Annotated in this window: 20 protein-coding genes; all 20 read left to right on the top strand. The window is 62.8% G+C overall.

Annotated elements, in window-relative coordinates; genetic code table 11:
• The first annotated feature begins 27 nt into the window (after positions 1 to 27).
• The gene (locus tag ACFY68_RS12805; RefSeq protein ID WP_387527600.1) at positions 28 to 3,600 is read left to right on the top strand and encodes a glycosyltransferase; all 3,573 of its coding nucleotides are present in this window, start codon (positions 28 to 30) and stop codon (positions 3,598 to 3,600) included.
• Positions 3,601 to 3,737: 137 nt separating this feature from the next.
• A complete protein-coding gene (gene rfbF, locus ACFY68_RS12810) occupies positions 3,738 to 4,511 on the top strand; it encodes a glucose-1-phosphate cytidylyltransferase (RefSeq protein ID WP_387527603.1) in 774 nt (257 codons plus the stop codon).
• Positions 4,493 to 5,575, top strand: coding sequence for a CDP-glucose 4,6-dehydratase (gene rfbG, locus ACFY68_RS12815; RefSeq protein WP_387527606.1), 1,083 nt, complete (start codon positions 4,493 to 4,495; stop codon positions 5,573 to 5,575). Before rfbF ends, rfbG begins: the two co-directional genes overlap by 19 nt.
• On the top strand, positions 5,572 to 6,132 hold the full coding sequence (locus ACFY68_RS12820) for a dTDP-4-dehydrorhamnose 3,5-epimerase family protein (RefSeq protein ID WP_387527609.1): 561 nt from the start codon (positions 5,572 to 5,574) through the stop codon (positions 6,130 to 6,132). Before rfbG ends, ACFY68_RS12820 begins: the two co-directional genes overlap by 4 nt.
• Positions 6,129 to 7,355, top strand: coding sequence for a methyltransferase domain-containing protein (locus ACFY68_RS12825; protein ID WP_387527611.1), 1,227 nt, complete (start codon positions 6,129 to 6,131; stop codon positions 7,353 to 7,355). Before ACFY68_RS12820 ends, ACFY68_RS12825 begins: the two co-directional genes overlap by 4 nt.
• Entirely contained in the window at positions 7,352 to 8,233 is an 882-nt protein-coding gene (locus ACFY68_RS12830) for an NAD-dependent epimerase/dehydratase family protein (RefSeq protein ID WP_387527614.1), read from the top strand. The genes ACFY68_RS12825 and ACFY68_RS12830 overlap by 4 nt, the downstream gene beginning before the upstream one ends.
• 33 nt (positions 8,234 to 8,266) lie before the next feature.
• Positions 8,267 to 9,004, top strand: a complete 738-nt coding sequence (locus ACFY68_RS12835; protein ID WP_387527617.1) for a cephalosporin hydroxylase family protein — start codon at positions 8,267 to 8,269, stop codon at positions 9,002 to 9,004.
• 36 nt (positions 9,005 to 9,040) lie between these two features.
• Positions 9,041 to 11,968: a TIGR00180 family glycosyltransferase gene (locus tag ACFY68_RS12840; RefSeq protein ID WP_387527620.1), complete on the top strand. Its 2,928-nt coding sequence runs from the start codon at positions 9,041 to 9,043 to the stop codon at positions 11,966 to 11,968.
• 263 nt (positions 11,969 to 12,231) lie between these two features.
• Complete coding sequence (locus ACFY68_RS12845; RefSeq protein WP_387527623.1) at positions 12,232 to 13,167, top strand: ketoacyl-ACP synthase III; 936 nt, start codon at positions 12,232 to 12,234, stop codon at positions 13,165 to 13,167.
• Between the two features lie 252 nt (positions 13,168 to 13,419).
• A complete protein-coding gene (locus tag ACFY68_RS12850) occupies positions 13,420 to 14,271 on the top strand; it encodes a flagellin domain-containing protein (RefSeq protein WP_387527626.1) in 852 nt (283 codons plus the stop codon).
• Between the two features lie 72 nt (positions 14,272 to 14,343).
• Entirely contained in the window at positions 14,344 to 14,718 is a 375-nt protein-coding gene (locus ACFY68_RS12855; RefSeq protein WP_387527629.1) for a flagellar protein FlaG, read from the top strand.
• Positions 14,719 to 14,797: 79 nt separating this feature from the next.
• On the top strand, positions 14,798 to 16,210 hold the full coding sequence (gene fliD, locus ACFY68_RS12860) for a flagellar filament capping protein FliD (protein WP_387527632.1): 1,413 nt from the start codon (positions 14,798 to 14,800) through the stop codon (positions 16,208 to 16,210).
• 133 nt (positions 16,211 to 16,343) lie between these two features.
• Entirely contained in the window at positions 16,344 to 16,739 is a 396-nt protein-coding gene (gene fliS / locus ACFY68_RS12865) for a flagellar export chaperone FliS (RefSeq protein ID WP_387527634.1), read from the top strand.
• A 14-nt stretch (positions 16,740 to 16,753) separates the two neighbouring features.
• The gene (fliT, locus tag ACFY68_RS12870; RefSeq protein ID WP_346615069.1) at positions 16,754 to 17,050 is read left to right on the top strand and encodes a flagellar protein FliT; all 297 of its coding nucleotides are present in this window, start codon (positions 16,754 to 16,756) and stop codon (positions 17,048 to 17,050) included.
• Positions 17,051 to 17,215: 165 nt separating this feature from the next.
• Positions 17,216 to 18,691 carry a transcriptional regulator FleQ gene (fleQ, locus tag ACFY68_RS12875; RefSeq protein ID WP_387527636.1) on the top strand — a complete coding sequence of 492 codons (1,476 nt, stop codon included), beginning with the start codon at positions 17,216 to 17,218 and terminating at the stop codon, positions 18,689 to 18,691.
• A 268-nt stretch (positions 18,692 to 18,959) separates the two neighbouring features.
• Positions 18,960 to 20,174 carry a sensor histidine kinase gene (locus ACFY68_RS12880; protein ID WP_387527638.1) on the top strand — a complete coding sequence of 405 codons (1,215 nt, stop codon included), beginning with the start codon at positions 18,960 to 18,962 and terminating at the stop codon, positions 20,172 to 20,174.
• Positions 20,174 to 21,550: a sigma-54-dependent transcriptional regulator gene (locus ACFY68_RS12885; protein ID WP_387527640.1), complete on the top strand. Its 1,377-nt coding sequence runs from the start codon at positions 20,174 to 20,176 to the stop codon at positions 21,548 to 21,550. Before ACFY68_RS12880 ends, ACFY68_RS12885 begins: the two co-directional genes overlap by 1 nt.
• Positions 21,551 to 21,656: 106 nt before the next feature.
• The gene (fliE, locus tag ACFY68_RS12890; protein ID WP_346613980.1) at positions 21,657 to 21,989 is read left to right on the top strand and encodes a flagellar hook-basal body complex protein FliE; all 333 of its coding nucleotides are present in this window, start codon (positions 21,657 to 21,659) and stop codon (positions 21,987 to 21,989) included.
• A 15-nt stretch (positions 21,990 to 22,004) separates the two neighbouring features.
• Positions 22,005 to 23,783, top strand: coding sequence for a flagellar basal-body MS-ring/collar protein FliF (gene fliF / locus ACFY68_RS12895; RefSeq protein ID WP_346613981.1), 1,779 nt, complete (start codon positions 22,005 to 22,007; stop codon positions 23,781 to 23,783).
• Positions 23,776 to 24,795, top strand: a complete 1,020-nt coding sequence (gene fliG, locus ACFY68_RS12900) for a flagellar motor switch protein FliG (RefSeq protein ID WP_346613982.1) — start codon at positions 23,776 to 23,778, stop codon at positions 24,793 to 24,795. Before fliF ends, fliG begins: the two co-directional genes overlap by 8 nt.
• Positions 24,796 to 24,892: the final 97 nt, after the last annotated feature.

Below are 24,892 nucleotides of genomic sequence, written 5' to 3' on the forward strand. Positions count from 1 at the left end.
GCGCACTTTTTTTTCAAGGTCGTCAACGTGAACGAAAAGCCGCTCGTCAGTATTGTCATCCCTGCCTACAACCCGCGTTTCTTTGCCAAGGCCTTGCACAGCGCATTGAGCCAGACCTGCGAGGACCTGGAGGTGCTGGTCTGTGATGACAGTGAAGGCGACGAGATCGAGGCTATCGTGCGCACAGCACAGGCGCAGGCAGCTGCGCGCCTGCGCTATGAGCGCAATGTGCAGCGCAGGGGCTTCGTCGATAATTTGCTGCACGGCGTGACCCTGGCAAGCGGCACCTTGGTCAAGGTGCTGTGTGACGATGACTGCCTGTTCCCGCAGTGCGTGGAGCGCCAGGCCAACGTGCTGCAGGCGCACGATGAAGTTGGCCTGGTACTGTCCCAGCGGGTGATGGCCGACGAAAACAACTTCATTCTGCCGATGCGCTTGGCCAACGCGCGTTTCGCCAATGTCGACAGCTTGTTCAAGGGTGAAGACATGCTGGCCCTGCTCGACGGTCGGCCTGTCAATTTCCTCGGTAACTTTTCTGCCGCGCTGATGCGTCGCGAGCAGGCGTTGCAGTGGCTGCAGGCGCTGACCGCCGAGGGCCAGAGTTTTGTCGCGTTGCTTGACCTTGCGCTGTTCGCCTGCCTGATGCGCCGTGCCAACATGGTCATGCTCAGCGAACCTGGACTGCTCGAGCGCTTGCACCCGCAGCGTATGAGCAAGCAACCAGGGGTGGCTCAGGGCGCACCGCAGGAATGGCGCTGGCTGTTGCAAATGGTCGCGGCGCGGAGTGGCGAAGCGGCGCCGGCCAGTGGTTGGGTGCGCTATGTGCCGCTCGTCGAGGTGCAGCAGCAACCCCGGCAGTGGCAGGAGCTTTGCGTGGCGCGCGTCCTCAGCAACTGGGTAACGCGACTCAATGGCCGGGTTGGCAGCGACTGTGAAAGTTACGCCGAGCTCTACCAGCAGTGGTTGGCGGCGCGCCAGTTCAGCCAGACGCAACGCCGCTTGTTGCCGCAGACCGTGGCCGCTTGGCCGCGCCAACCACGCATCGTGCCGGTGGTGCTGGATGCCCAGGGCGATGACCAGGCGCTGGGGCGGACGTTCGCCAGCCTGGCTGAGCAACTGTATCCGGTGCACGCCTGCGTGCTGCTGGGTGACCGGCTGCCAACCACCGATATTCCGCTCGTTCATCAGCCGCTGCAAGCGGACTGGTCGCGCCAGCTCAACCAGCTGTTGCCCTCACTGCACGATGCCGACTGGATCTACCTGCTGCGCTCAGGGGATCGTTTGAGCGAATCAGCAGTCTTGCTGCTCGCAGAGCGAGTGGCCGTATTCCCTGAGGTGGCTTGCGCCTACAGCGATGAAGGTGCATGGCTCGACGACACGCCAGGTGAGCCGGTGTTCAAACCTGCGTTCAACCTCGATCTGTTGCGCAGCTATCCCTACGTGGGGCGTAACCTGGCCTTCGCCCGTCAAGCCGTTTTGGAGTTGGGCGGGTTCGACCCTGCATTCGGCGAACTGGCTTCGCATGACTTGCTTTGGCGACTGGTTGAAAGCCGTGGCCCGCAGGTGATCGACCATATTGCCGAAATCCAGGTGCAGTCGGCGATGAGCTTCGCCCAATGGCTCTCGCTGCCGGACGTGATATCCCAGAGCGAGCCGGTATTGGCTGCGCACTTGAATCGGCTGGGTGTTGCCCACCAGATACGTCACGACGAGCTGGCGCTGCTCAACCGTGTCGATTACCTGCATGGCAGCCAGCCGCTGGTCTCGGTCATCATCCCGGTGGGTGAGGATCTCGAACGCCTGCAGGCATGCGTCCAGAGCCTGATCGAGCGCACTGCCGACAGCCGCTATGAGCTGTTGTTGGTGGCGGGGGCAAGGGTCCAGGCAGGTATTGCGCAATGGCTGCAGGCTATGGCGGAGTTGGGCGCAGGCATGCTGCGGGTACTTCAGCAGCCTGGCGGCCAGCGTGAACAGCTGATCGATGCTGCAGCGGCGCAGGCCCGCGGCGAATACCTGCTGCTGCTGGACCCATCACTGCAGGTGCTTGACGGCCAATGGCTCAACGAACTGCTGCAGCACGCCCAGCGTCCGGAGGTCGCGGTGGTGGGCGCGAAGCTGGTCGATGCCCAGGGCCGCGTGGTCGAGGCCGGTCGCGTGCTGGGCGTGTCCAGTGGCGCAGGCCCGGCTTTCGCAGGTGAAGACATGCAAGCGCGCGGTTACCTGCAGCGTCTGCAGGTGGTGCAGGATTGGAGCGCCGTCGGTGGTGACTGCCTGATGGTGCGCAAGGCCGTGTACGACGGTGTTGGCGGGCTAGCAGGGCAGGAGCTTGGGCATGGGCTTGCCGAGCTGGACCTGTGCCTGCGCGTCGGGCGTCAGGGTTACCTGGTGGTCGGTACGCCTTATGCGGTGATGCTCAAGGCCGAACGAGTGGTGGCCGAGGCGCAACCGAGCCATGAGCAGCAGCTGGAACAGCAGCAGGTGTTCTGCGAACGCTGGCTGAGCAAAGTCATACGCGACCCGGCCTACAACCCGAGCCTGGGTTTGGCCAGTGCCGACTTCAGCCTGGAGCCGAGCCTGCGGGGCAGTTGGAATCCGTTGTGCGCCCGGGCTTTGCCATCGGTGCTGGGGCTGCCGCTCAACGACACTGCGGTGGGTCATTATCGAGTCAGTGAGCCGTTCAGCCAGCTCGAGGCTGCCGGGCGGGTGGTCGGGCGCATAGCCTTTGAATCGCCCAGCGTTGTGCAGCTGGCGCGAATGGACCCTGACGTGATCATTCTGCAATTGCGCCATGCCGAAGACTCGGTGCGGGATATCGAACGCATCAAGCGTTTCTCCAACGCCCGTCGTATCTTCGAGATGGACGATTACGTGCTGAGCGCGCCGAAAAAAAATACCCATGCGCGTAACAAACCTGCCGATATCGAACAGCACCTGCGCCGCGGTATCGGGTTGTGTGACCGGCTGGTAGTGACTACCCAGGCACTGGCCAACGCACTCTCGGATATGCATCAGGATATCCGGGTGGTGCCGAACATGCTGGCACCGCGCCTGTGGGCCAACCTGCCGCCAAGCCGCCGCGGCACGTCCGGCAAGCCGCGTGTTGGCTGGGGCGGGGGAACCAGCCACAGCGGCGACCTGGAAATTATTGCCGAGGTGGTGCGCGAGCTGGCCGGTGAGGTGGAGTGGGTATTCTTCGGCATGTGCCCGGAAGGTCTGAAACCGTACATTCACGAGTATCATCCAGGTGTCCCGCTGCACCTCTATCCGGCCAAGCTGGCAAGCCTGAACCTCGACCTGGCATTGGCGCCGCTGGAGTTTCATATCTTCAACGACTGCAAGAGCAACCTGCGTCTGCTGGAGTATGGTGCTTGCGGCTATCCCACCATCTGCACCGACACCGAAGCCTACCGTGGCTACCTGCCCTGCACGCGGGTCTACACCAACAGCACCGAGGAGTGGCTGCAGGCGATCCGTTCCCACTTGGCCGACCCGGCTGCCAGCTATCGTATGGGCGATGACTTGCGTGAGGCCGTGATGCGCGATTTCGTGCTGCGTGACGACAACCTGCGGCACTGGGAGTGGGGCTGGTTGGCGGATTAAGTTTCACCCGGGCCGCTTGGTGGCCCCTGTTTTTTCTGGCCCGCACAGGTTGGCGCATTTCCTGCAGTACCCCATCGATATCGCCATAAAACCTTCGCCCTGGCGGTGCCGGAGGCGCGAAGTACATGAGGAAATCGATGAAGGCAGTCATTCTGGCGGGTGGTCTCGGTACGCGAATCAGCGAAGAGTCGCACCTCAAGCCAAAACCGATGATCGAGATCGGTAGCAAGCCAATTCTTTGGCACATCATGAAGCAGTATTCGGCGCACGGTATCCACGACTTCGTGATCTGCCTCGGCTACAAGGGCTACGCGATCAAGGACTTCTTCGCCAACTACTTCCTGCATACCTCCGACGTGACGTTCGACATGCGCGCCAACCGCATGGATGTGCACCAGAACTACAGTGAGCCATGGCGCGTGACCCTGGTTGACACGGGTGATGAAAGCATGACCGGTGGCCGCCTGCGCCGTGTGGCGCGCTACGTGGAGAATGACGACGCGTTCTGCTTCACCTACGGTGATGGCGTGTCGGACATCAATATCGCAGCACTGGTCGATTTCCATCACAGCCACGGCAAATTGGCTACCGTCACTGCCGTACAACCCCCGGGGCGCTACGGCGCGCTGCAGCGCGAAGGCAACCTCGTGCGTGGCTTCAGCGAGAAGCCGCGAGGGGATGGCGGCTGGATCAACGGCGGCTTCTTTGTGTTGTCACCCAAGGTCATCCCCTACATCGCCGATGATGCCATGCCGTGGGAGTCCGAGCCGCTGAACACCCTGGCTGAAGAGGGTCAGCTGATGTCGTTCGAGCACGATGGCTTCTGGCACCCGATGGACACCCTGCGTGACAAGAACCACCTGGAGCAACTCTGGGCCAGTGGGGAGGCGCCATGGAAGCAATGGGACTGAGCCCCGCATTCTGGGCCGGCAAGCGCGTACTGGTCACGGGCCACACAGGCTTCAAGGGCAGCTGGCTGGTGCTCTGGCTACAGAATATGGGCGCCCTTGTCACCGGATTTGCCCTTGACCCGTCCACCGAACCTAGCCTGTTCGAACTGGCACGTGCCGGGGAAGGTATCGATGATCGCCGAGGCGATGTGCGTGATCTGGGGGTGCTGCTGGAACTGGTTGCCGAAGTGCAGCCCGAGATTGTCCTGCACCTTGCCGCCCAGCCGCTGGTGCGCGAAGGGTACCGTGACCCGCTGGGCACGTATTCAACCAACGTGATGGGCACGCTCAACCTGCTTGAGGCCGTGCGCCAGGTCGGTGGCGTACGCGCTTGCGTGGTGGTCACTACCGACAAGGTCTACGCCAACCAGGAATGGGCGTGGCCTTACCGCGAAAATGAAGCACTGGGTGGGCATGACCCCTACAGCAGCAGCAAGGCCTGCTGCGAGATCCTCGCGCAATCCTACGCAGCGTCGTTTTTCCCCCCTGAACGCTTCGCCGAGCATGGCCTGAGCCTGGCCACGGCGCGCGCCGGCAACGTACTGGGTGGGGGTGACTTCTCGCCTGAGCGGCTGATCCCTGACGTGCTCAAAGCCTGGTCCGAAGGCGAGGCGGTGACCTTGCGTTTCCCCCAGGCTGTGCGCCCTTGGCAGCACGCCCTGGAACCGCTGGCCGGCTACCTGCAACTGGCGGCCAGTCTCTATGAGCAAGGCCAGCGCTATGCCGGTGCCTGGAACTTCGGCCCGGGCGAAGATGACATGTGCAGCGTCGGCGAAGTGGTGCAGCTGCTCGCCGGGCAGTGGCCGCAAGCGCCTGGGGTGAATATCCAGCCAAGTGACTTGCACGAAGCCGGCCTGCTGCGCCTGGACAGCTCGCGCGCCCGCCAGTTGCTGGGCTGGCGCCCGCGCTGGTCACTGCACGAATGCCTGGAGCGGACCCTGGGCTGGCACCTGGCCTGGCGCAAGGGCATGGACATGCGTGCGGTCAGCCTGACCCAGCTGAGCCTGTATCAGGAGGCGCTGTGAGCCAGTACACATTGCACCCCTTGCCACTGCAGGGATTGGCCCGGGTCGAGCATCGTCACCACGCGGATGCGCGTGGCGCCTTCTCGCGCCTGTATTGCGAAGACAGCCTCGAGCGCTTCGGCGCGCCGTTTCACATTCGTCAGATCAACCGCTCGCTAACCCGCGAACGCGGCAGCGTGCGTGGCCTGCACTACCAGGCCGGGCCGCAGCCGGAAAGCAAGTACATCACCTGCCTGCAGGGTGAGGTCTGGGATGTGGTGGTCGACGTGCGTGCCGGTTCCCCGACGTTTTTGCAGTGGCATGGAGAACGCCTCAAGGCCGGAGAGGGGACCAGCCTGCTGGTGCCGGCCGGTTTTGCCCATGGCTTCCAGGCGCTCAGCGATGACGCCGAGCTGCTTTACCTGCACAGCGCCGACTACGCCCCTGAGCACGAGGGCGGCCTGTCGGTCATCGACCCGCGCTTGGCGATTGCATGGCCGTTGCCTGTGATCAACCTTTCGGCCCGGGATGAAGTGCATCCTTGGCTGGATGACCGCTTTACCGGAGTGACCTTATGAATTGCCGAGGTTGTGGCAGTGCCTTGCACTTGCCGTTGATTGATCTGGGTACATCGCCACCCTCCAACGCCTACCTGTCTGCTGCTCAATTGGCTGAGGCCGAGCAATGGGTGCCGCTGAAGGTGGCGGTATGCGAGCAATGCTGGCTGGTGCAGACCGAAGACTACACGCGCGCCGAGCAACTGTTCGATGCCGACTATGCCTATTTCAGTTCCTACTCCAGCTCTTGGTTGGCGCATGCCCAGGCCTATGTGGCAAGCATGGTCGAGCGCTTCGGGCTGAACGCGGACAGCCGAGTGGTGGAAATTGCCGCCAACGATGGCTACCTGCTGCAGTACGTCGCGCGTCGCGCCATCCCGTGCCTGGGTATCGAACCGACCCGCAGCACCGCTGAGGCGGCCCGGGCCAGGGGCCTGGACATCCGCGAGGTGTTCTTTGGCCGCGAAGTGGCCGTGCGCCTGGTGGCAGAAGGTTGGAGTGCCGACCTGATGGCGGCGAACAACGTGCTCGCCCACGTGCCGGACATCAACGACTTCCTCGGCGGTTTCGCTACGCTGCTCAAGCCGGCAGGGGTGGTGACCTTCGAGTTCCCGCACCTGCTGACCCTGATGGCCGAGCACCAGTTCGACACCCTTTACCACGAGCACTATTCGTACCTGTCGCTGACGGCAGTGCAGATCCTCTGCCAGCGCAACGGCCTTGAAATTTTCGATGTGCAGCAGCTGCCGACCCATGGCGGATCGCTACGGGTGTTTGCCCAGCGTGCCGACGGCGAGCGCCGCGCAGTGACTGCAGCGGTGGCCGACCTGCTGGCTGTCGAAGACGCTGTCGGTGTGCGCACCGCCGCGTTTTACTCAACCCTGGCGCCGGCTGCAGAGCGCATCAAGTTGCAACTGCTGCGTTTTCTGCTCGAGGCCAAGGCCGCCGGCAAGCGCGTGGTGGGCTATGGCGCGGCCGCCAAGGGCAACACCTTGCTCAACTATGCCGGGGTCAAGGCTGACCTGTTAGCCTGGGTCGCCGATGCCAGCCCGCACAAACAAGGCAAGTTCCTGCCGGGAAGCCGCATCCCGGTGGTTGCGCCCGAGCGCCTGGCCGAGGAGCAGCCCGACTACGTGCTGGTGCTGCCGTGGAACCTGCTGCGCGAAGTGAGTGAACAGCAAGCCGGCATCCGTGAGTGGGGCGGGCGTTTCGTGATCGCCGTGCCCGAGCTGACCGTGCTATGACAGGGCGGCAGCATGTGCTGGTGACTGGCGCCACCGGTTTTGTCGGGCGGCATCTGGTGGCCGAGCTGCTGGCGCGCGGCTGTCGTGTGCGGGCGTTGGCCCGTGATGCGCTGCGGGCGCAGGCCATGCCCTGGTTCGACCAGGTGCAGTTTGTGGCCGCCGACCTGCAGCAGGCTACGCCGGGGCAGGTCGCCAGCTGGGTCGAGGGAGTCGATGCAGTGGCCCACCTGGCCTGGCCAGGGCTGCCTAACTACCAGGGGCTGTTCCACCTGGAGCAGAACCTGATGGCCGACTACCACTTCATCAAACAGGCCGTGTTGGCGGGGGTGCCCCAGGTCCTGGTGACCGGCACCTGTTTCGAATACGGCATGCAGAGCGGGCCACTGGACGAGCAATGCCCAGCCCGGCCCGCCAACCCCTACGGGCTGGCCAAGCACAGCCTGCACCAGTTTCTCCAGGCATTGCAGCGCCATCATCCGTTCGCCCTGCAATGGGCGCGGCTGTTCTACCTGCACGGGGAAGGGCAGAACCCCAACAGCCTGCTGACGGCGCTCGATCGCGCGATCGATAGCGGTGCGACGTCTTTCGACATGTCCGGCGGTGAGCAATTGCGCGATTTCCAGCCGATCACGCAGGCCGCCAGCCAGCTCGCGGGGGTGCTTGGTTGCGGGCATTTTTCGGGGGTGGTCAATTGCGCCAGCGGCCAGCCGGTTGCCGTGCGTAGCCTGGTCGAGCAACGCCTGCACGAGCGCGGCGCGCGCCTGCAACTGAACTTGGGCCATTACCCGTACCCGACCCATGAGCCGATGGCGTTCTGGGCGGTAACCGACCGTTTGCAGAACTTACTGCAATCCACTATCGAGCCCGCGCGCCACTAGGGGCGCCGGGTCATCACTTTCAAGAGGCTTCACATGAGCGACAAGACGCCACAGCAGGTATTTGCCGAAGAGAGCCAGGCCGAGATCCGCGCCCAAGGCAACGATACCGCACTCTGCGAGCTGGCCAAGACGTTCTACAACGAGTCCGCCAGGCATAAGTACACCTACCACTTCAGCTGGATGGGCCGCCCGATCATCCAGTTGCCCCAGGACATGGTCGCCATGCAGGAGCTGATCTGGAAGATCAAGCCCGACCTGATCATCGAATGCGGCATCGCCCACGGCGGCTCGATCATCTATTACGCGTCGATGATGGAGCTGGTAGGGCATGGTGAAGTGCTCGGCATCGACCTGGACATCCGTGCGCACAACCGCGAGGCCATCGAAAGCCACCCGATGTTCAAGCGCATCAGCATGATCGAGGGCTCCAGCATCGATCCAGCGATTGTCCAGCGCGTGCGCGCCCTTGCCGAAGGCAAGAAAGTCATCGTCGTGCTCGACTCCAACCACACCCACGAGCACGTACTCGGCGAGCTGCGTGCCTATGCCCCGCTGGTGTCGCAAGGCAGCTACTGCGTGGTGATGGACACCGTGGTCGAGGACATGCCCGAAGACGCCTTCCCGGACCGCCCATGGGGTGTCGGCGACAACCCGCGCACGGCGGTCTGGGCCTATTTGAAAGAAACCGAGGACTTCGTCATCGATGCCGAGGTTCACGACAAGCTGCTGATCACCGTGGCCCGTGATGGCTACCTGCGCCGCGTGCGCTGAACCCTCGAACCAGCCGGACAACGGGCAGGAACACATATGCAGGCTCATGCACAGCACCCGGGCGATGCGTCGCTCAAGGATCGCCTCACCCTGGTGGTGATCACCCACAACCGCCCGGCGTTCCTGCGCCGGACCTTGTATTACTACCGCAACTACCCGGCGACCATCCTGGTGCTGGACTCATCGTTGCAGGCCGACGAAGAGGTGATGCGTGACTACCCCCAGGTCGATTACCGCCACCTGCCGCAGTTTTCCTATACCGGGCTGCAAGACAAGCTGACTTACGGCGTCAACGAGGTGCGTACCCCGTTCATGACCTTTGCGGCGGTCGACGACTTTTTGCTGCATGACGGCATGACCCGCTCGGTGGAATTCCTCGAGCAAAACCCTGACTACGGGGTGTGCCACGGCTACGGCATGATGTATCTGGGGCGTGGTACCCAGGTGGACTTCTACAAGCGCGACAACCGCGTGCAGGAGGACTACTGCGCCGAGCAGCCCGAGCAGCGCCTGCTCGAATTCATGGGCCAGTTTCTGCCGCCATTCTACGCGGTTACCCGCACCGACCTGTTGCAGCAGTGGTATGCCTTGCTGCCGCCGGGCACCAACTTCGAGTGGCAGGAAATTGGCCACACGTTCTACCTGTTGGTCAACGCCAAGGCGCGGATCCTGCCGATCCCCTATGCGGTGCGAGAAATCAACTACGGGGGCTCCGAGCACAACACCAACGTGCTCACCGTACTGGCGCTGCAGGATGAAAAATCACGCCAGGATCGCGAAGCCTTCGCCGAGTTTCTCGCCTCGATCCCGACCGCGCTGAGCGCGCAGGGGGCAGAAGCGGTCAAGCGCATCGCCCTGGAAAGCTTCAAGGCGATGGCCGAAGGCCTGCTGACCGGCGTCGCGCTGCAGGGTTGCCTGATCGTGCGCTCACATTGGAAGCTGGCCGAGCCTGAGCCACGACGTGTGTTTGGCGAACAGCAGTTCGTCGAGATGCCGTTCTACAACAAGCCGATGTTCGACGTGTTGGCTGAATGCGAATTCCTCATCCACACCATGCCTGCCGGGCGTCAGCAGCTCATCGAGCTTGAGCCGATCCTGCTGCGCCAGTGGCAACTGATGCAGGTGCATGCCAATGACGATGCCCGTACCCAGCGCAGCCGTTTGTGGGAGGCGTTGACACTAAGCCCGTTCAACCGTGCGGTGGTGGAGCGGCTCCTGGCTTCGCTGGAAGAGGCAGGTGATGAAGCCGAAGCAGCGCCGTTGCGCGGCTGGTTGCAGCGCCTGCAATCGGTGCCGGGCTTCGATAGCCAGGTATTGCTCGACAGCCTGCCATCGGGGCGGCTGCTCAAGTGGTTGCAGCGCCGTGAACCGGATGCCGAGCAGGCCCGCGCGGCCGCCGAGTTCCTGGCGCGGCAGCAAGGTGGCCCGACCTTCGGCATCCTGCTGCTTGACCTTGACGCCGATATGGCCAAGCTGCAGGCGACCTTCGACAGCCTCATGAGCAGCCATTGCCGTGCCTTCAAGGTGGTGGTGCTGACCACCGGCGACCTTCCGGCCGTGACTCGCCCTCAGCAGACCGTGCACTTCGTCAAGGTCACGGCGCAGGATTACGTTCAGCGCATGAACGAGGCGGCCAGGCAGCTTGATACCGACTGGGTCATGCTGGCCGAAAGCGGCGACCGCTTCACCGGTTCCGGTCTGCTGCGTGCGGGCTTGGAGTTGCTGGGCGTCGACGGTGTGCGCGCGGTGGCGATGGATGAGCTGCAGAGCCAGGCCGATGGTTCGCTGCGTGAGGTGTTGCGCCCGGGCGTCAACCTGGACTTGCTGCAGAGCGTACCGGGCAGCATGGCCCGCCATTGGCTGGTGCGTCGCGACTTGTGGCTCGACGCTGGCGGTTTCGATGCAAGATACCCGCTGGCACTGGAGTTCGATCTGTTGCTGCGTTTGATCGGGCAGGCCGGTACGGCCGGCTTCGCCCATCTGGCAGAGCCCTTGCTCATCTGCAAGGCACCGGGTACTGACAGCCACGATCAGGAACGTGCCGTTTTGGCTCAGCATATTGCCCAGCGTGGCTATGGCGCTTCAGTCGGTTCGGCACACCCTGGCACTTTGCAGATCGATTATCGTCACCCGCAACGCCCGGTGGTCTCGATCATCCTGCATTGCCAGGACAACTTCGATGAAATGCAGGCGTGCATGGTCAGCGTGATCCAGCGCACCCGCTACCAGAACCACGAGATCCTCATTGCTGACAACGCCAGCCGCTCGCCCGAGCTGCGCGACTGGTTGGGCAGCTTGCAGGCGGCTGGCAGCCGGGTACGGGTGATTCGCAGCGAACAGCCGTTGGTTCCCGTTGCCATGCTCAACTACGCCAGCCGCGAGGCCCGTGGCGAGTACCTGGTGCTGCTCGACAGCTCGGCCGAAGTGCTCAACGCCAACTGGCTGGAAGGGTTGCTCAACCAGGCCCAGCGCCCGGAAGTCGGCGTGGTCGGTGGCAAACTGCTGGGCGCCGATGGCAAGGTCGTCGAGGCGGGCCTGGTGTTGACGGCGCAGGCCGGTGTACGCCCGGCGTTTGCCGGTGAGGCCAAGGAGGCGCCGGGTTACATGCAGCGCCTGCAGGTAGAGCACGGTGTTTCAGCGGTGTCAGGGTGCATCATGCTGCGTGCCGAGCTGCTGCGCGCTGCGGGTGGCCTCGATGAACAGGCGCCGAGCGTGCGTGCGGCGGAGGTCGACTTGTGCCTGCAGGCGGCTGCGGCCGGGCTGTTGGTGGTGTTCACGCCGCAGGCACAAGCCGTGCGTCATGCGCAGGCCAGTGATGATGCAATGGCCTGTGCGGCAATGCGTGCGCGCTGGGCGCCTGTGCTGGCCCAGGATCCTTGCTACAACGCCAGCCATAGCCGCGACGGCAAGCTGTTCAGCATCGACGCTCAGGGCAGGGTCGAGTGGCAGGCATTGATCGGCTGACACCAACCCGCCTGCTGCGCCAAGCCATGACCGCCGCCTGGTGGTCATGGCTTTTTTATGGGTGGCGCTGTGCGCTTTGCCGAATCGACAAAAAGAGCGTGACTTGAGAGTCAGAACGCGCATCTTCACTGTATATTGTCGAAACCGGGAACCGCCGCGTCGCACCCGGGCAAGCCGTCAGGGATCGGAAGCCACCGTATCGCCTGGCGTTTTGCCGTTTGGACCATGGCGGGTATTGCGCTGTTACTGAATTGGGAAGCCATATGATTGGCATTAAAAGCATCGCCAGTTACGTGCCGACTGAAGGCGTGGACAACTACGCCCAGGGCGCGAAATTCGGCAAGGACCAGGATTTCATCTTTGGCAAGATCGGCTCGACCTTCTTGCCGCGCAAGGAAGCCGCCCAGGAAACCTCCGACCTGTGCGTAGAGGCCGCAAAAAACCTGTTCGCTGCCAATCCATCGTTGGACCCGGCAACCATCGATGCGGTCATTGTCGTCACCCAGAACGGTGACGCAGAAGGGCTACCGCACACTGCTGCGATCGTCCAGCACAAGCTCGGCCTGCCAACGGCGATCGCTGCTTTCGATATCTCGCTGGGCTGTTCCGGCTATGTCTACGGCCTGTACGCAATGAAGGGCTTCATGGAAGCCGCCGGCCTGAAGAACGGCCTGCTGATTACCGCCGACCCTTATTCGAAGATCGTCGACCCAGAAGATCGCAACACCACCATGCTGTTTGGCGATGCCGCCACTGCCACCTGGATGGGTGAAAATGCCACCTGGCAGCTGGGCAAGTCGCTGTTCGGCAGCGACGGTGCCGGCGCCGAGCACCTGCGCACCACCGACGGCAAGTTCTTCATGAATGGCCGTCAGGTGTACAACTTCGCGCTGGTCAAGGTGCCTGCACACCTGCAGCAACTGCTCGAGGCCAGCGACCTGAAATCCGATGACATCGACCTGTATTGCCTGCATCAGGGCAGTGCCGCGATCGTCGATGCCGTGTCGGCGCGGTTCGATGAAGGCGAGCACAAGCAGAAGTTCGTCAAGGACATGGTCGAGACCGGCAATACCGTGTCGTCGAGCATTCCCCTGCTGCTGGAAAAGCACGTGCTGGGCTCGCAGCATAAGCGCGTGGCCCTCAGTGGCTTCGGTGTGGGCCTGTCCTGGGGGTCGGCGATCATCGAGCGGTGTGACTGACCGTTCATCGCCGTGACCGACGCCGCCACTTCAAGGCGGCGTTTTCTTTTCTACGCTGCGGGCGTGTGGCGCCTGTAATCTGGCGTCAACTCCTTGATTTCATTGGGCTGGCAGGATGCCAGTAAATTTTTTCCAAAATCCCCTAAAGCAACCCGCCCTGACGACGATAACTATTACGAAGGTTCTCTGTGCCACACCCGGCGAATTGCCAAGGCCGGAAGCCGCAGTACCCAATCCAACGAGGAATTCGTCATGGCTTTGACCGTTAACACCAACACCACCTCTCTGGGCGTTCAGAAAAACCTGAACCGTGCTTCCGATGCACTGAGCACCTCGATGACCCGTCTGTCCTCCGGCCTGAAAATCAACAGCGCCAAAGACGACGCCGCCGGCCTGCAGATCGCTACCCGTATGACCTCGCAGATCCGCGGTCAGACCATGGCTATCAAAAACGCCAACGACGGTATCTCCATCGCCCAGACCGCTGAAGGCGCGATGCAAGAGCAGACCAACATCCTGCAGCGTATGCGTGAACTGGCAGTCCAGTCGCGAAACGACACCAACAGCACCGAAGACCGTGAAGCGCTGAACAAAGAGTTCGCGCAGATGTCCGACGAACTGAGCCGTATCGCCAACTCCACTCAGCTCAACGGCAAAAACCTGCTGGACGGTTCCGCTGGCGTCCTGACCTTCCAGGTCGGCTCCAACTCCGGTTCCAACAACCAGATCAGCATCAGCCTGGACAGCGGTTTCGACGCTGCTACCCTGAGCGTTGACTCGGCTACCATCGCCATCACCGGTTCGACCAGTGACGAAGCCGAAGCCAGCATGAACGCTGCTCTGGACGCTATCGACGCCGCTCTGCAGACCATCAACTCCACCCGTGCTGACCTGGGTGCTTCGCAGAACCGTCTGACCAGCACCGTCAACAACCTGCAGAACATCAACGAGAACGCCGAAGCCGCTCGTGGCCGTGTACAGGACACCGACTTCGCTGCTGAAACTGCCCAGCTGACCAAGCAGCAGACCCTGCAGCAAGCTTCGACCTCGGTTCTGGCCCAGGCCAACCAGCTGCCATCCGCTGTACTGAAGCTGCTTCAGTAATCGCTGATGGTGACCGGCGGGGGAGTGCACGTTGAGGCGCTTCCCCGCCTTTTCGTTGCGAGGTGGTAAGTCATGGACATGAGCGTCAAGTTGAACCTGTCCTACCCGACTGCTCGTTCGACCGAACAGGTTGGCGACAAGCCGGTTGCCCGGTCGGCCGATGCGCCCCGCGGCAGTGATACGCTGGAACCCAAGGCAGTCAGTGCTGCCGAAAAAGGAACCGATGCCGAAAAGGTCAAGAGTGCCGTTTCGGAAATCGAGAAGTTCCTCAGTTCGTCACGACGCAACCTGGAATTCTCCACGGACGAAGAATCCGGCAAGATCGTGGTCAAGGTCATCGCCAGTGAAACGGGTGAGTTGATCCGTCAATTACCCTCGGAAGAGGCGCTGCGGATCGCCCACAACCTGAGCGATGTAAACAGTCTTTTGTTCGACGCCAAGGTCTGACCGGCGGCGAATGCTTCAAGGCGAGTCCATGTCAGTCGTGCAGGAGCAGGATTGACGTTGCGAAAAGAGGGATAACTGTATGGCGAGTACCATTGTCTCCAGTATCGGCCAGGGTACCGGGCTGAATATCACCGAGATGGTCGAGGCGCTGGTCAGCGCCGACACTGCGGCGAAGAAGGCGCAGATCACCCGGCAGACCAGCAACAACACTGCGATGATCTCGGGTGTTGGCTCGCTGCGCAGTGCCCTCACGGCGTACCAGGACGCCATGAAGAAGCTCAACGATTCGAATGCGCCGGCATTCAATGCCTACGCGGCAAAATCGGCGAACGAAGCCGTGGTCAAGGTCACTTCGAGCAATACCGCAGTGGCCGGCAATTACGACATCGTGGTCAACAAGCTGGCTACCGGCTCCAAGGTTGCCAGCCAGCAGTTTGCCGGTGGTTCTACCTCGGCAATCAGCCAGGGCGAGCTGTCCGTCACGCAAGGCGGTAATACCTGGAAGCTGGATATCGCCAGCGGCGCCACCCTGGAAAGCGTGCGCGACCAGATCAACAAAGAACTCGGCGTCCAGGGTATCTCGGCCAACATCGTCAATGGTGAGGGTGGCGCGCGCCTGGTGCTCAGTTCTACTACCACTGGTGCCGGTTCCGACCTGTCGCTCAGTGGTATTCCCGAGCTGGAAATCGACGGTACCACGCAGATGTCCGGTACGGGTGCGGGTTACATCACCGCCCTGGCCCAGGATGCGGAGCTGACCATCGATGGCCTGAAGGTCACCAGTGCGAAAAACACCATCGATAATGCCATCAGTGGCATGAAGCTGGAGCTCACGGGCGTCAGCACCCAGTCTGGGGGTGTCGGCAACCCTACCCAGGTAACCGTGGCGGCGGACAACGAGGGGCTGCAGAAATCGATCCAGGCGTTCGTCGATGCCTACAACACCCTGCAGAAGACCATCACCTCGCTGACCAGTACCAGCCGCGATGCGGACGACAACCTGGTGCTCGGCCCGCTGACCAACGACCCGACCACCCGTTCGTTGCTCAACGATGTGCGCAAGGTGCTCAGCGAAGTCGGCGCCGGTGATCAGCTGACCAGCTTGAGTCAGCTCGGCATCAACACCACCAAGGACGGTACTCTGGAGTTCAACTCCACCAAGTTCACCACCGCCATGAACGACAAGAAGCTGGGCGCCGAGGTGCAGGAGCTGTTCACCGGCACCAACGGTATCTTCGAGCGGATGAACAAGGTAATCGACCCGTACAATGCCACCGACGGCAGCCTGGCCACGCGTAAAGCCAGCCTCGACAAGGTAGCCAAGAACCTTGCCGACCAGCAGACAGCGCTGGACCGTCGTACGGAGTCGCTGACCGAGTCGTTGACCAAGAAGTATGTCGCGATGGATACCAATGTGGCCAAGCTCAACGCCCAGGCCAACCAAATCAAGGCTGTCTTCGATGCCTTGAACGCCCAGGCCAAGAATTCCTGATCGGCGCTGAGTGACAAAAGCCCGGCTGCGTCCATGCGACGCGCCGGGCTTTTTGTTTTGGCCCTAAAGTTTTTTGACGTACCGGCGATACACAGGGTACAAGCAACCTTTTTCGCTGCAACGAGGTAGATCCATGAACCCGATGTTGGCCCTTCGGCAATACCAGAAAGTCAACGGCGCTGCGCAGACCTCCGAGGCCAGCCCGCACCGTTTGGTACAGATGCTCATGCAGGGCGGTCTTGACCGCATGGCGCAGGCCAAGGGCGCCATTGCGCGCAATGACATCGCCCAGAAGGGTATCCTCATCGGCAAGGCCATCGACATCATCGGCGGCCTGCGCGAAGGCCTGGACCTGGAAAACCACGCCGACAGCCTGGCCGAACTGGACAGCCTGTACACCTACATGAGCCGCCGTCTGATCGAAGCCAACGTGAAAAGCGACCCGGCGATCATCGACGAAGTCGCGCGCCTGTTGATTACCGTCAAGGAAGGTTGGGATGCGATCGGCGACCAGTCGCCGGCCCCCTGAACAAGGAGGATGCCATGAGCGATGTGATCACCCGTATCGAACAGACCCGCGAATTGCTGCTGGGCGCCCTGGCGAACCGAGACTGGGATGCGGTGGGTGAACTGGACCTGGAATGCCGCCTGCGTATCAACGATGTGCTTACCGAGGCGCAAGGGCAGGAGGCGGATGTGCGCGACAGCCTGGAGCAGTTGCTGGACGTCTACCGGCAGTTAATCGAGGTTGCAAGTGGCGAACGTCAATCAATAGTCGACGAGATGACCCAAATCCGTCAGGCGAAAAACGCGGCTAAGGTATACCATCTGTTCAGTTGACCACAGATGTCCTAAAAGTCGTGCGCCATTAATTTGACTGTATGTGTTTTTTTGACTTTACTAGTGGCTGTTTTCGAATTTCAGACGTCCGACCACTGACCATTCAGTCAGAATGATGTCGAGCACGCCTTCGGGCGCCGATATGACTAGGGAAGTTGCTATTGCATGTGGCGTGAAACCAAGATTCTCCTGATCGATGACGACAGCGCCCGCCGCCGCGATCTGGCGGTGGTCCTGAACTTCCTCGGCGAAGAAAACCTGCCCTGCTCGAGCCAGGATTGGCAGCAGGCGGTGGAGCCGTTGTCTTCGAGCCGTGAAGTGCTCTGCGTGCTGATCGGAACCGTAAATGCTCCAGGCAATGTGCTGGGGTTGCTTAAGACAGTGGCTGGGTGGGATGAGTTCCTTCCGGTGTTGCTGATTGGTGAAATTTCTTCTTCGGATTACCCGGAGGAGCTTCGCCGTCGCGTGCTGTCCAACCTCGAAATGCCGCCGAGCTACAGTCAGCTGCTCGATTCCCTGCACCGTGCCCAGGTCTATCGCGAGATGTACGACCAGGCCCGTGAGCGCGGGCGCCAGCGCGAGCCCAACCTGTTCCGCAGCCTGGTCGGTACCAGCCGTGCCATCCAGCATGTGCGGCAGATGATGCAGCAGGTGGCCGATACCGACGCCAGCGTGCTGATCCTGGGTGAATCTGGCACCGGCAAGGAGGTGGTGGCGCGCAACCTGCACTACCACTCCAAGCGCCGAGATGCGCCGTTCGTGCCGGTCAATTGCGGGGCGATACCGGCGGAGCTGCTGGAAAGCGAACTGTTCGGCCATGAGAAGGGGGCTTTCACCGGCGCCATCACCAGCCGCGCAGGGCGCTTCGAGCTGGCCAATGGCGGCACCCTGTTCCTCGACGAAATCGGCGACATGCCGCTGCCGATGCAGGTCAAGCTGCTGCGCGTGCTGCAGGAGCGTACCTTCGAGCGGGTCGGCAGCAACAAGACCCAGAGCATCGATGTGCGCATCATCGCCGCGACCCACAAGAACCTCGAGACCATGATCGAGGATGGTACCTTCCGCGAAGACCTGTATTACCGGCTGAACGTGTTCCCGATCGAGATGGCGCCGCTGCGTGAGCGCGTGGAAGACATCCCGCTGCTGATGAACGAGCTGATTTCGCGCATGGAGCACGAGAAGCGCGGTTCGATCCGTTTCAACTCCGCAGCAATCATGTCGCTGTGCCGACATGGCTGGCCGGGCAACGTGCGCGAGCTGGCCAACCTGGTCGAGCGCATGGCCATCATGCACCCGTATGGGGTGATTGGTGTGTCGGAGCTGCCGAAGAAATTCCGCTATATCGACGACGAAGACGAGCAGCTGGTCGATAGCCTGCGCAGCGACCTGGAAGAGCGGGTGGCGATCAATGGCCACGCGCCGAGTTTTTCCAGTCACGCCATGCTGCCGCCTGAGGGCCTGGACCTGAAAGACTATCTCGGTAGCCTTGAGCAGGGCCTGATCCAGCAGGCACTGGACGATGCCAACGGTATCGTGGCGCGTGCGGCTGAACGTTTGCGTATTCGCCGCACCACCTTGGTCGAGAAAATGCGCAAGTACGGCATGAGCCGCCAGGGTGGCGAGGAGCAGGCGGAGGATTGAGGTGGGATTCTGGGGGCTAGTCGCGAGTGCTCTCGCGCCCTTGAGATCGAGCGCCGCGCGGGCGGCGCTCGATCTCAAGGGCCCTAAAAATCCCAAGGCAAGCGCTTCGCGAAGCGCCGCGCGGGCGGCGCTCGATCTGCGCATCGCTGCAACCCTCAAGACAAGCGCCCAATCCCCCGAAATCTAAAAACCCCATCCCCGGCACGGCTATTGCTACACCGCTGGCACCACACCGTTTTTATGACGGTCAGCCACGCGAGAGAGCACGATGCCCCAGGCCGCCCACTTTTCCCGAGTCCCTGATCCGCAGGGGCGTACCCCGGTCGAACAGGAGAGTCGACAGGGGCTGGAACAGGCATTTGCCCTGTTCAACCAGGTATCCACCCAGCTCAACCAGTCTTACAGCATGCTCGAAGCCCGCGTCAGCGAGCTGAAAGGTGAGCTGGCGGTGGTCGGCGCCCAGCGCATGGCCGAGCTGAACGAGAAGGAGCGCCTGGCCAATCGCCTGCAGAACCTGCTCGACCTGCTGCCCGGTGGTGTGATCGTGATCGATGGTCAGGGCCTGGTGCGCGAAGCCAACCCGGCGGCCTGCGAGCTGCTCGGTGAGCCCTTGCTGGGCCAGCTGTGGCGCCAGGTGATCGCCCGCAGCTTTGCGCCGCGCAAGGATGACGGGCATGAGGTATCGCTGCGCGACGGCCGGCGCCTGTCCATCGCCACCCGTTCGCTGGATGCCGAACCCGGCCAGCTGGTGCTGCTCAATGACCTGACTGAAACCCGTCGCCTGCAGGACCAGTTGGCACGCCATGAGCGCCTGTCGTCGTTGGGGCGCATGGTCGCCTCGCTGGCCCACCAAATCCGTACGCCGCTGTCGGCGGCCATGCTCTATGCCAGCCACCTGGCCGATACCGAGCGCGAGCTTGCGCCAGAAACCCGCCAGCGGTTCGCGGGCAGCCTCAAGGAGCGCCTGCACGAACTGGAGCATCAGGTGCGCGACATGCTGGTATTCGCCCGCGGCGAGCTGCCGCTGGGTGACCGCTTGACCCCAAAGAGCCTGTTCCAGGCGTTGCAGCAGGCTGCCCAGCCCCATGTGCAGGGCCACGCCGTGCGCTGGCAGTGCGACAGCCGCCTGGGTGAGCTGCTGTGCAACCGCGACACCCTGGTCGGTGCCTTGCTCAACCTGGTCGAGAATGCCCTGCAGGCCAGCGATGGCCCGGCCCGGCTCAAGGTGCACCTGTTCCGCCGCGAGCACACCCTGCACTTGTGCGTCAGCGACGCAGGCAGTGGTATCGATGCCGATCTGCTGGGGCGGCTGGGTGAACCCTTTCTGACCACCAAGGCCACCGGCACCGGGCTGGGCCTGGCCGTGGTCAAAGCCGTGGTGCGTGCGCACCAGGGCACCCTGCGGCTGCGTTCGAAGGTGGGGCGTGGCACCTGTGTGACGGTTGAGTTGCCGTTGATTGGCGGCCAGACGGAGGCGCTGTAATGGTTATCAAGGTGCTGCTGGTCGAGGATGACCGCGTATTGCGCCAGGCGTTGGGCGACACCCTGGAAATCGGCGGTTTTGCCTACCATGCCGTGGGCAGTGCCGAGGAGGCGTTGCAGGCTGTAGACGACGACGCGTACAGCCTGGTGGTCAGTGACGTGAACATGCCGGGCATGGACGGGCACGCGTTGCTGGCCCGGCTGCGCCGCCATCATCCGCACTTGCCGGTGCTGCTGATGACCGCCCACGCTGCCGTGGAGCGCGCTGTGGAGGCCATGCGCCAGGGCGCTGCCGATTATTTGGTCAAGCCTTTCGAGCCCAAGGCCCTTTTGAGCCTGGTCGAGCGGCACGCCGCCGGGCGCCTGGGCGCATCCGACGACGAGGGGCCGGTGGCCTGCGAAACGGCCAGCCGACAGTTGCTGGAGCTGGCCGCACGGGTCGCACGCAGCGATTCGACCGTGCTTATCTCGGGTGAATCGGGCACGGGCAAGGAAGTCCTGGCGCGCTTCATTCACCAGCAATCGCCACGCGCCACGCAGCCGTTCGTTGCCATCAACTGTGCGGCGATCCCTGACAACATGCTCGAGGCGACCTTGTTCGGCCACGAGAAGGGCGCCTTTACCGGTGCCATTGCGGCGCAGGCCGGCAAATTCGAGCAGGCCGAAGGCGGTACCTTGCTGCTCGACGAGATTTCCGAAATGCCCCTCGGCCTGCAGGCCAAGCTGCTGCGAGTGCTGCAGGAGCGGGAGGTTGAGCGGGTAGGTGGGCGCAAGCCGATTGCCCTGGATATCCGCGTGCTGGCCACCACCAACCGCGACATGGCTGGCGAGGTGGCGGCCGGGCGCTTCCGCGAAGACCTGTACTACCGCCTTTCGGTCTTCCCCCTGGCCTGGCAGCCGCTGCGTGAGCGCAGTGGCGATATTCTGCCGCTGGCCGAGCGCTTGCTGGCGCGGCATGTGGCGAAGATGAAGCACGCACCTGTGCGCCTCTCGGCTGCGGCGCAGGCCTGCCTGCAGGCCTATGCCTGGCCGGGCAACGTGCGCGAACTGGATAACGCCTTGCAGCGTGCGTTGATCCTGCAGCAGGGCGGGGTGGTCGAGGCGGCAGATTTTTGTCTGGCCGGCGCCATTCCGTTGTCGGCGGTTGCGCCCGTCGCGGCCACGCCTGCGGTGGTCGAGGATGCAGGTGATTCCGCTGGCCTGGGTGATGACATGCGCCGCCATGAATTCCAGATGATCATCGACACCCTGCGTGCCGAGCGCGGCCGCCGTAAGGAGGCTGCCGAGCGCCTGGGTATCAGCCCCCGAACCCTGCGCTACAAGCTGGCGCAAATGCGCGATGCGGGGCTTGATGTGGAAGCCAGCCTGTACGGCTGATGCATTGAATTAACCGATCGCGGGGCGGGCTGGCACTCTTGTTGCTAGCTCAGGGCTATCCGCCGCATGAGTGTCAAAAAAATGCGGCCGCCGGAGAGAGAAGGTCATGAGCCAAGGTGTTGAATTCAATCGTCTGATGCTGGACATGCGGGCCATGCAGGCCGATGCCATGTCGTTGCCCAAAGCCACTGCTGCGCCTGAACTGGCGCCTGGCCAGAGCAGCTTTGCCGACATGCTTGGCCAGGCCATCGGCAAGGTCCATGAAACACAGCAGGCGTCGACCCAGCTCGCCAATGCCTTCGAAATCGGCAAGAGCGGTGTCGACCTCACCGACGTGATGATTGCTTCGCAGAAAGCCAGCGTTTCGATGCAGGCGCTGACCCAGGTACGCAACAAGCTGGTCCAGGCGTACCAAGACATCATGCAGATGCCGGTTTGAGGACGGATGTAAACCATGGCTGAAGCAGTCGTCGATAACGCACCCGCCAAGAGTGGCCCGCCAGCGTCCAAGCCGCCGCTGTTCGGCATGTCGTTCCTGGAAAACATCTCGCAGATGCCCATGCTGCGTCAGGTCGGCCTGCTGGTCGGGTTGGCTGCGAGCGTGGCGATCGGCTTCGCCGTGGTGCTGTGGTCGCAGCAGCCTGACTACCGGCCGCTGTACGGCAGCCTGGCCGGCATGGACACCAAGCAGGTCATGGATACCCTGGCCGCTGCAGACATCCCCTACAACGTCGAGCCCAATTCCGGTGCCCTGCTGGTCAAGGCCGACGACCTCTCCCGTGCGCGCCTCAAGCTGGCAGCCGCGGGCGTGGCGCCAGGCGACGGCAATGTCGGTTTCGAGCTGCTCGACAAGGAACAGGGCCTGGGTACTAGCCAGTTCATGGAGGCTACCCGTTACCGCCGCAGCCTTGAAGGCGAGCTGGCGCGCACCGTTTCCAGCCTGAACAACGTCAAGGCGGCCCGCGTGCACCTGGCGATCCCGAAAAGCTCGGTGTTCGTGCGTGACGAGCGCAAGCCAAGCGCCTCGGTACTGGTCGAGCTGTATCCGGGCCGCGCCCTGGAAGCCGGCCAGGTAATGGCGATCGTCAACCTGGTCGCCACCAGTGTGCCGGAGCTGGACAAGTCGCAAGTCACCGTGGTCGACCAGAAGGGCAACCTGCTCTCCGAGCAGCTGCAGGACACTGCGCTGACCATGGCCGGCAAGCAGTTCGACTACAGCCGCCGCATGGAGGGCATGCTGACCCAGCGTGTGCACAACATCCTGCAGCCGGTGCTGGGCAACGACCGCTACAAGGCCGAAGTGTCCGCCGACCTGGACTTCAGTGCGGTGGAATCCACCTCCGAGCAGTTCAACCCTGACCAGCCGGCGCTGCGCAGCGAGCAGGCCGTCAACGAACAGCGTGCCAGCAGCTCCGGCCCGCAAGGCGTGCCCGGTGCCCTGAGCAACCAACCGCCGGCAGGTGCAGCAGCGCCGGAAAATGCCACCGCCGCAGCCCCTGCCGCCGGTGCCGTCCAGCCAGGCCAGCCGCTGGTGGATGCCAACGGCCAACAGATCATGGACCCGGCCACCGGCCAGCCGATGCTTGCGCCATACCCGGCCGACAAGCGCGTGCAGACCACCAAGAACTTCGAACTGGACCGCTCCATCAGCCATACCCGCCAGCAGCAGGGCCGCCTGACCCGCCTGTCGGTCGCGGTGGTGGTCGATGACCAGGTCAAGCTTGACGCCAGCGGTGAAGCTACCCGCGCGCCATGGGGCGCCGAAGACCTGGCACGCTTTACCCGCCTGGTGCAGGACGCCGTGGGCTTCGATGCCAGCCGTGGCGACAGTGTCACGGTGATCAACGTGCCGTTCGCCGCCGACCGTGGCGAAGAGATCGCCGACATCGCCTTCTACCAGCAGCCGTGGTTCTGGGACATCGTCAAGCAAGTGTTGGGCGTGGTGTTCATCCTGGTACTGGTGTTCGGCGTGCTGCGCCCGGTACTCAACAACATCACTGGCGGCGGCAAGCAAGCTGCTGCGACGGACAGCGACATGGAACTGGGCGGCATGATCGGTCTGGATGGCGAACTGGCCAACGACCGCGTCAGCCTGGGTGGCCCTACAAGCATTCTGTTGCCAAGCCCCAGCGAGGGTTACGAGGCACAGCTCAACGCAATCAAAGGCCTGGTGGCCGAAGACCCAGGCCGCGTGGCCCAGGTCGTGAAAGAGTGGATCAACGCCGATGAGTGACAACCGAGCCGTTACCGCCAAGCTGAGCCGCACCGACAAGGCGGCGATTCTCCTGCTCTCGCTAGGTGAGACCGATGCTGCCCAGGTGTTGCGCCACATGGGCCCGAAAGAAGTGCAGCGGGTTGGCGTGGCCATGGCGCAGATGGGCAACGTGCACCGTGAACAGGTGCAGCAGGTAATGAGCGAGTTCGTCGAGATCGTCGGCGACCAGACCAGCCTGGGCGTGGGCTCCGACGGTTACATCCGCAAGATGCTCAACCAGGCCCTTGGCGAGGACAAGGCCAACGGCCTGATCGACCGCATCCTGCTCGGTGGCAACACCAGCGGCCTTGACAGCCTCAAGTGGATGGAGCCGCGTGCCGTGGCCGATGTCATCCGCTACGAGCACCCGCAGATCCAGGCCATCGTGGTGGCGTACCTCGACCCCGACCAGGCCGGTGAAGTGCTGAGCAACTTCGACCACAAGGTGCGCCTGGACATCATCCTGCGTGTGTCGTCGCTCAATACCGTGCAGCCGGCGGCGCTGAAGGAGCTGAACCAGATCCTCGAGAAGCAGTTCTCGGGCAACTCCAATGCTGCCCGTACCACGTTGGGTGGCATCAAGCGTGCCGCCGACATCATGAACTTCCTCGACAGCTCTGTGGAAGGTGCACTGATGGACTCGATCCGCGAAATCGACAACGATTTGTCCGAGCAGATCGAAGACCTGATGTTCGTCTTCAACAACCTGGCCGATGTCGACGACCGCGGCATCCAGGCGTTGCTGCGCGAAGTGTCTTCCGATGTGTTGGTGGTGTCGCTCAAGGGCGCCGACGAGCGGGTCAAGGACAAGATCTTCAAGAACATGTCCAAGCGTGCGTCCGAGCTGCTGCGCGACGACCTCGAAGCCAAGGGCCCGGTGCGCGTCAGCGACGTGGAAACGGCGCAGAAGGAAATCCTCACCATCGCCCGACGCATGGCCGAGGCCGGCGAGATCGTGCTCGGTGGCAAGGGCGCCGAGGAAATGATCTGATGCATCGGGCAATGCGCCCTCCTGTGGGAGCGGGCTTGCCCCGCGAAGTAGGCGCCGCGGTGAATGGCACCGGCTTTGCCGGTGTTCGCGGGTCAAG

Origin of the sequence: Pseudomonas sp. NPDC012596 (assembly GCF_042902325.1) — a bacterium.
GTDB lineage: Bacteria > Pseudomonadota > Gammaproteobacteria > Pseudomonadales > Pseudomonadaceae > Aquipseudomonas.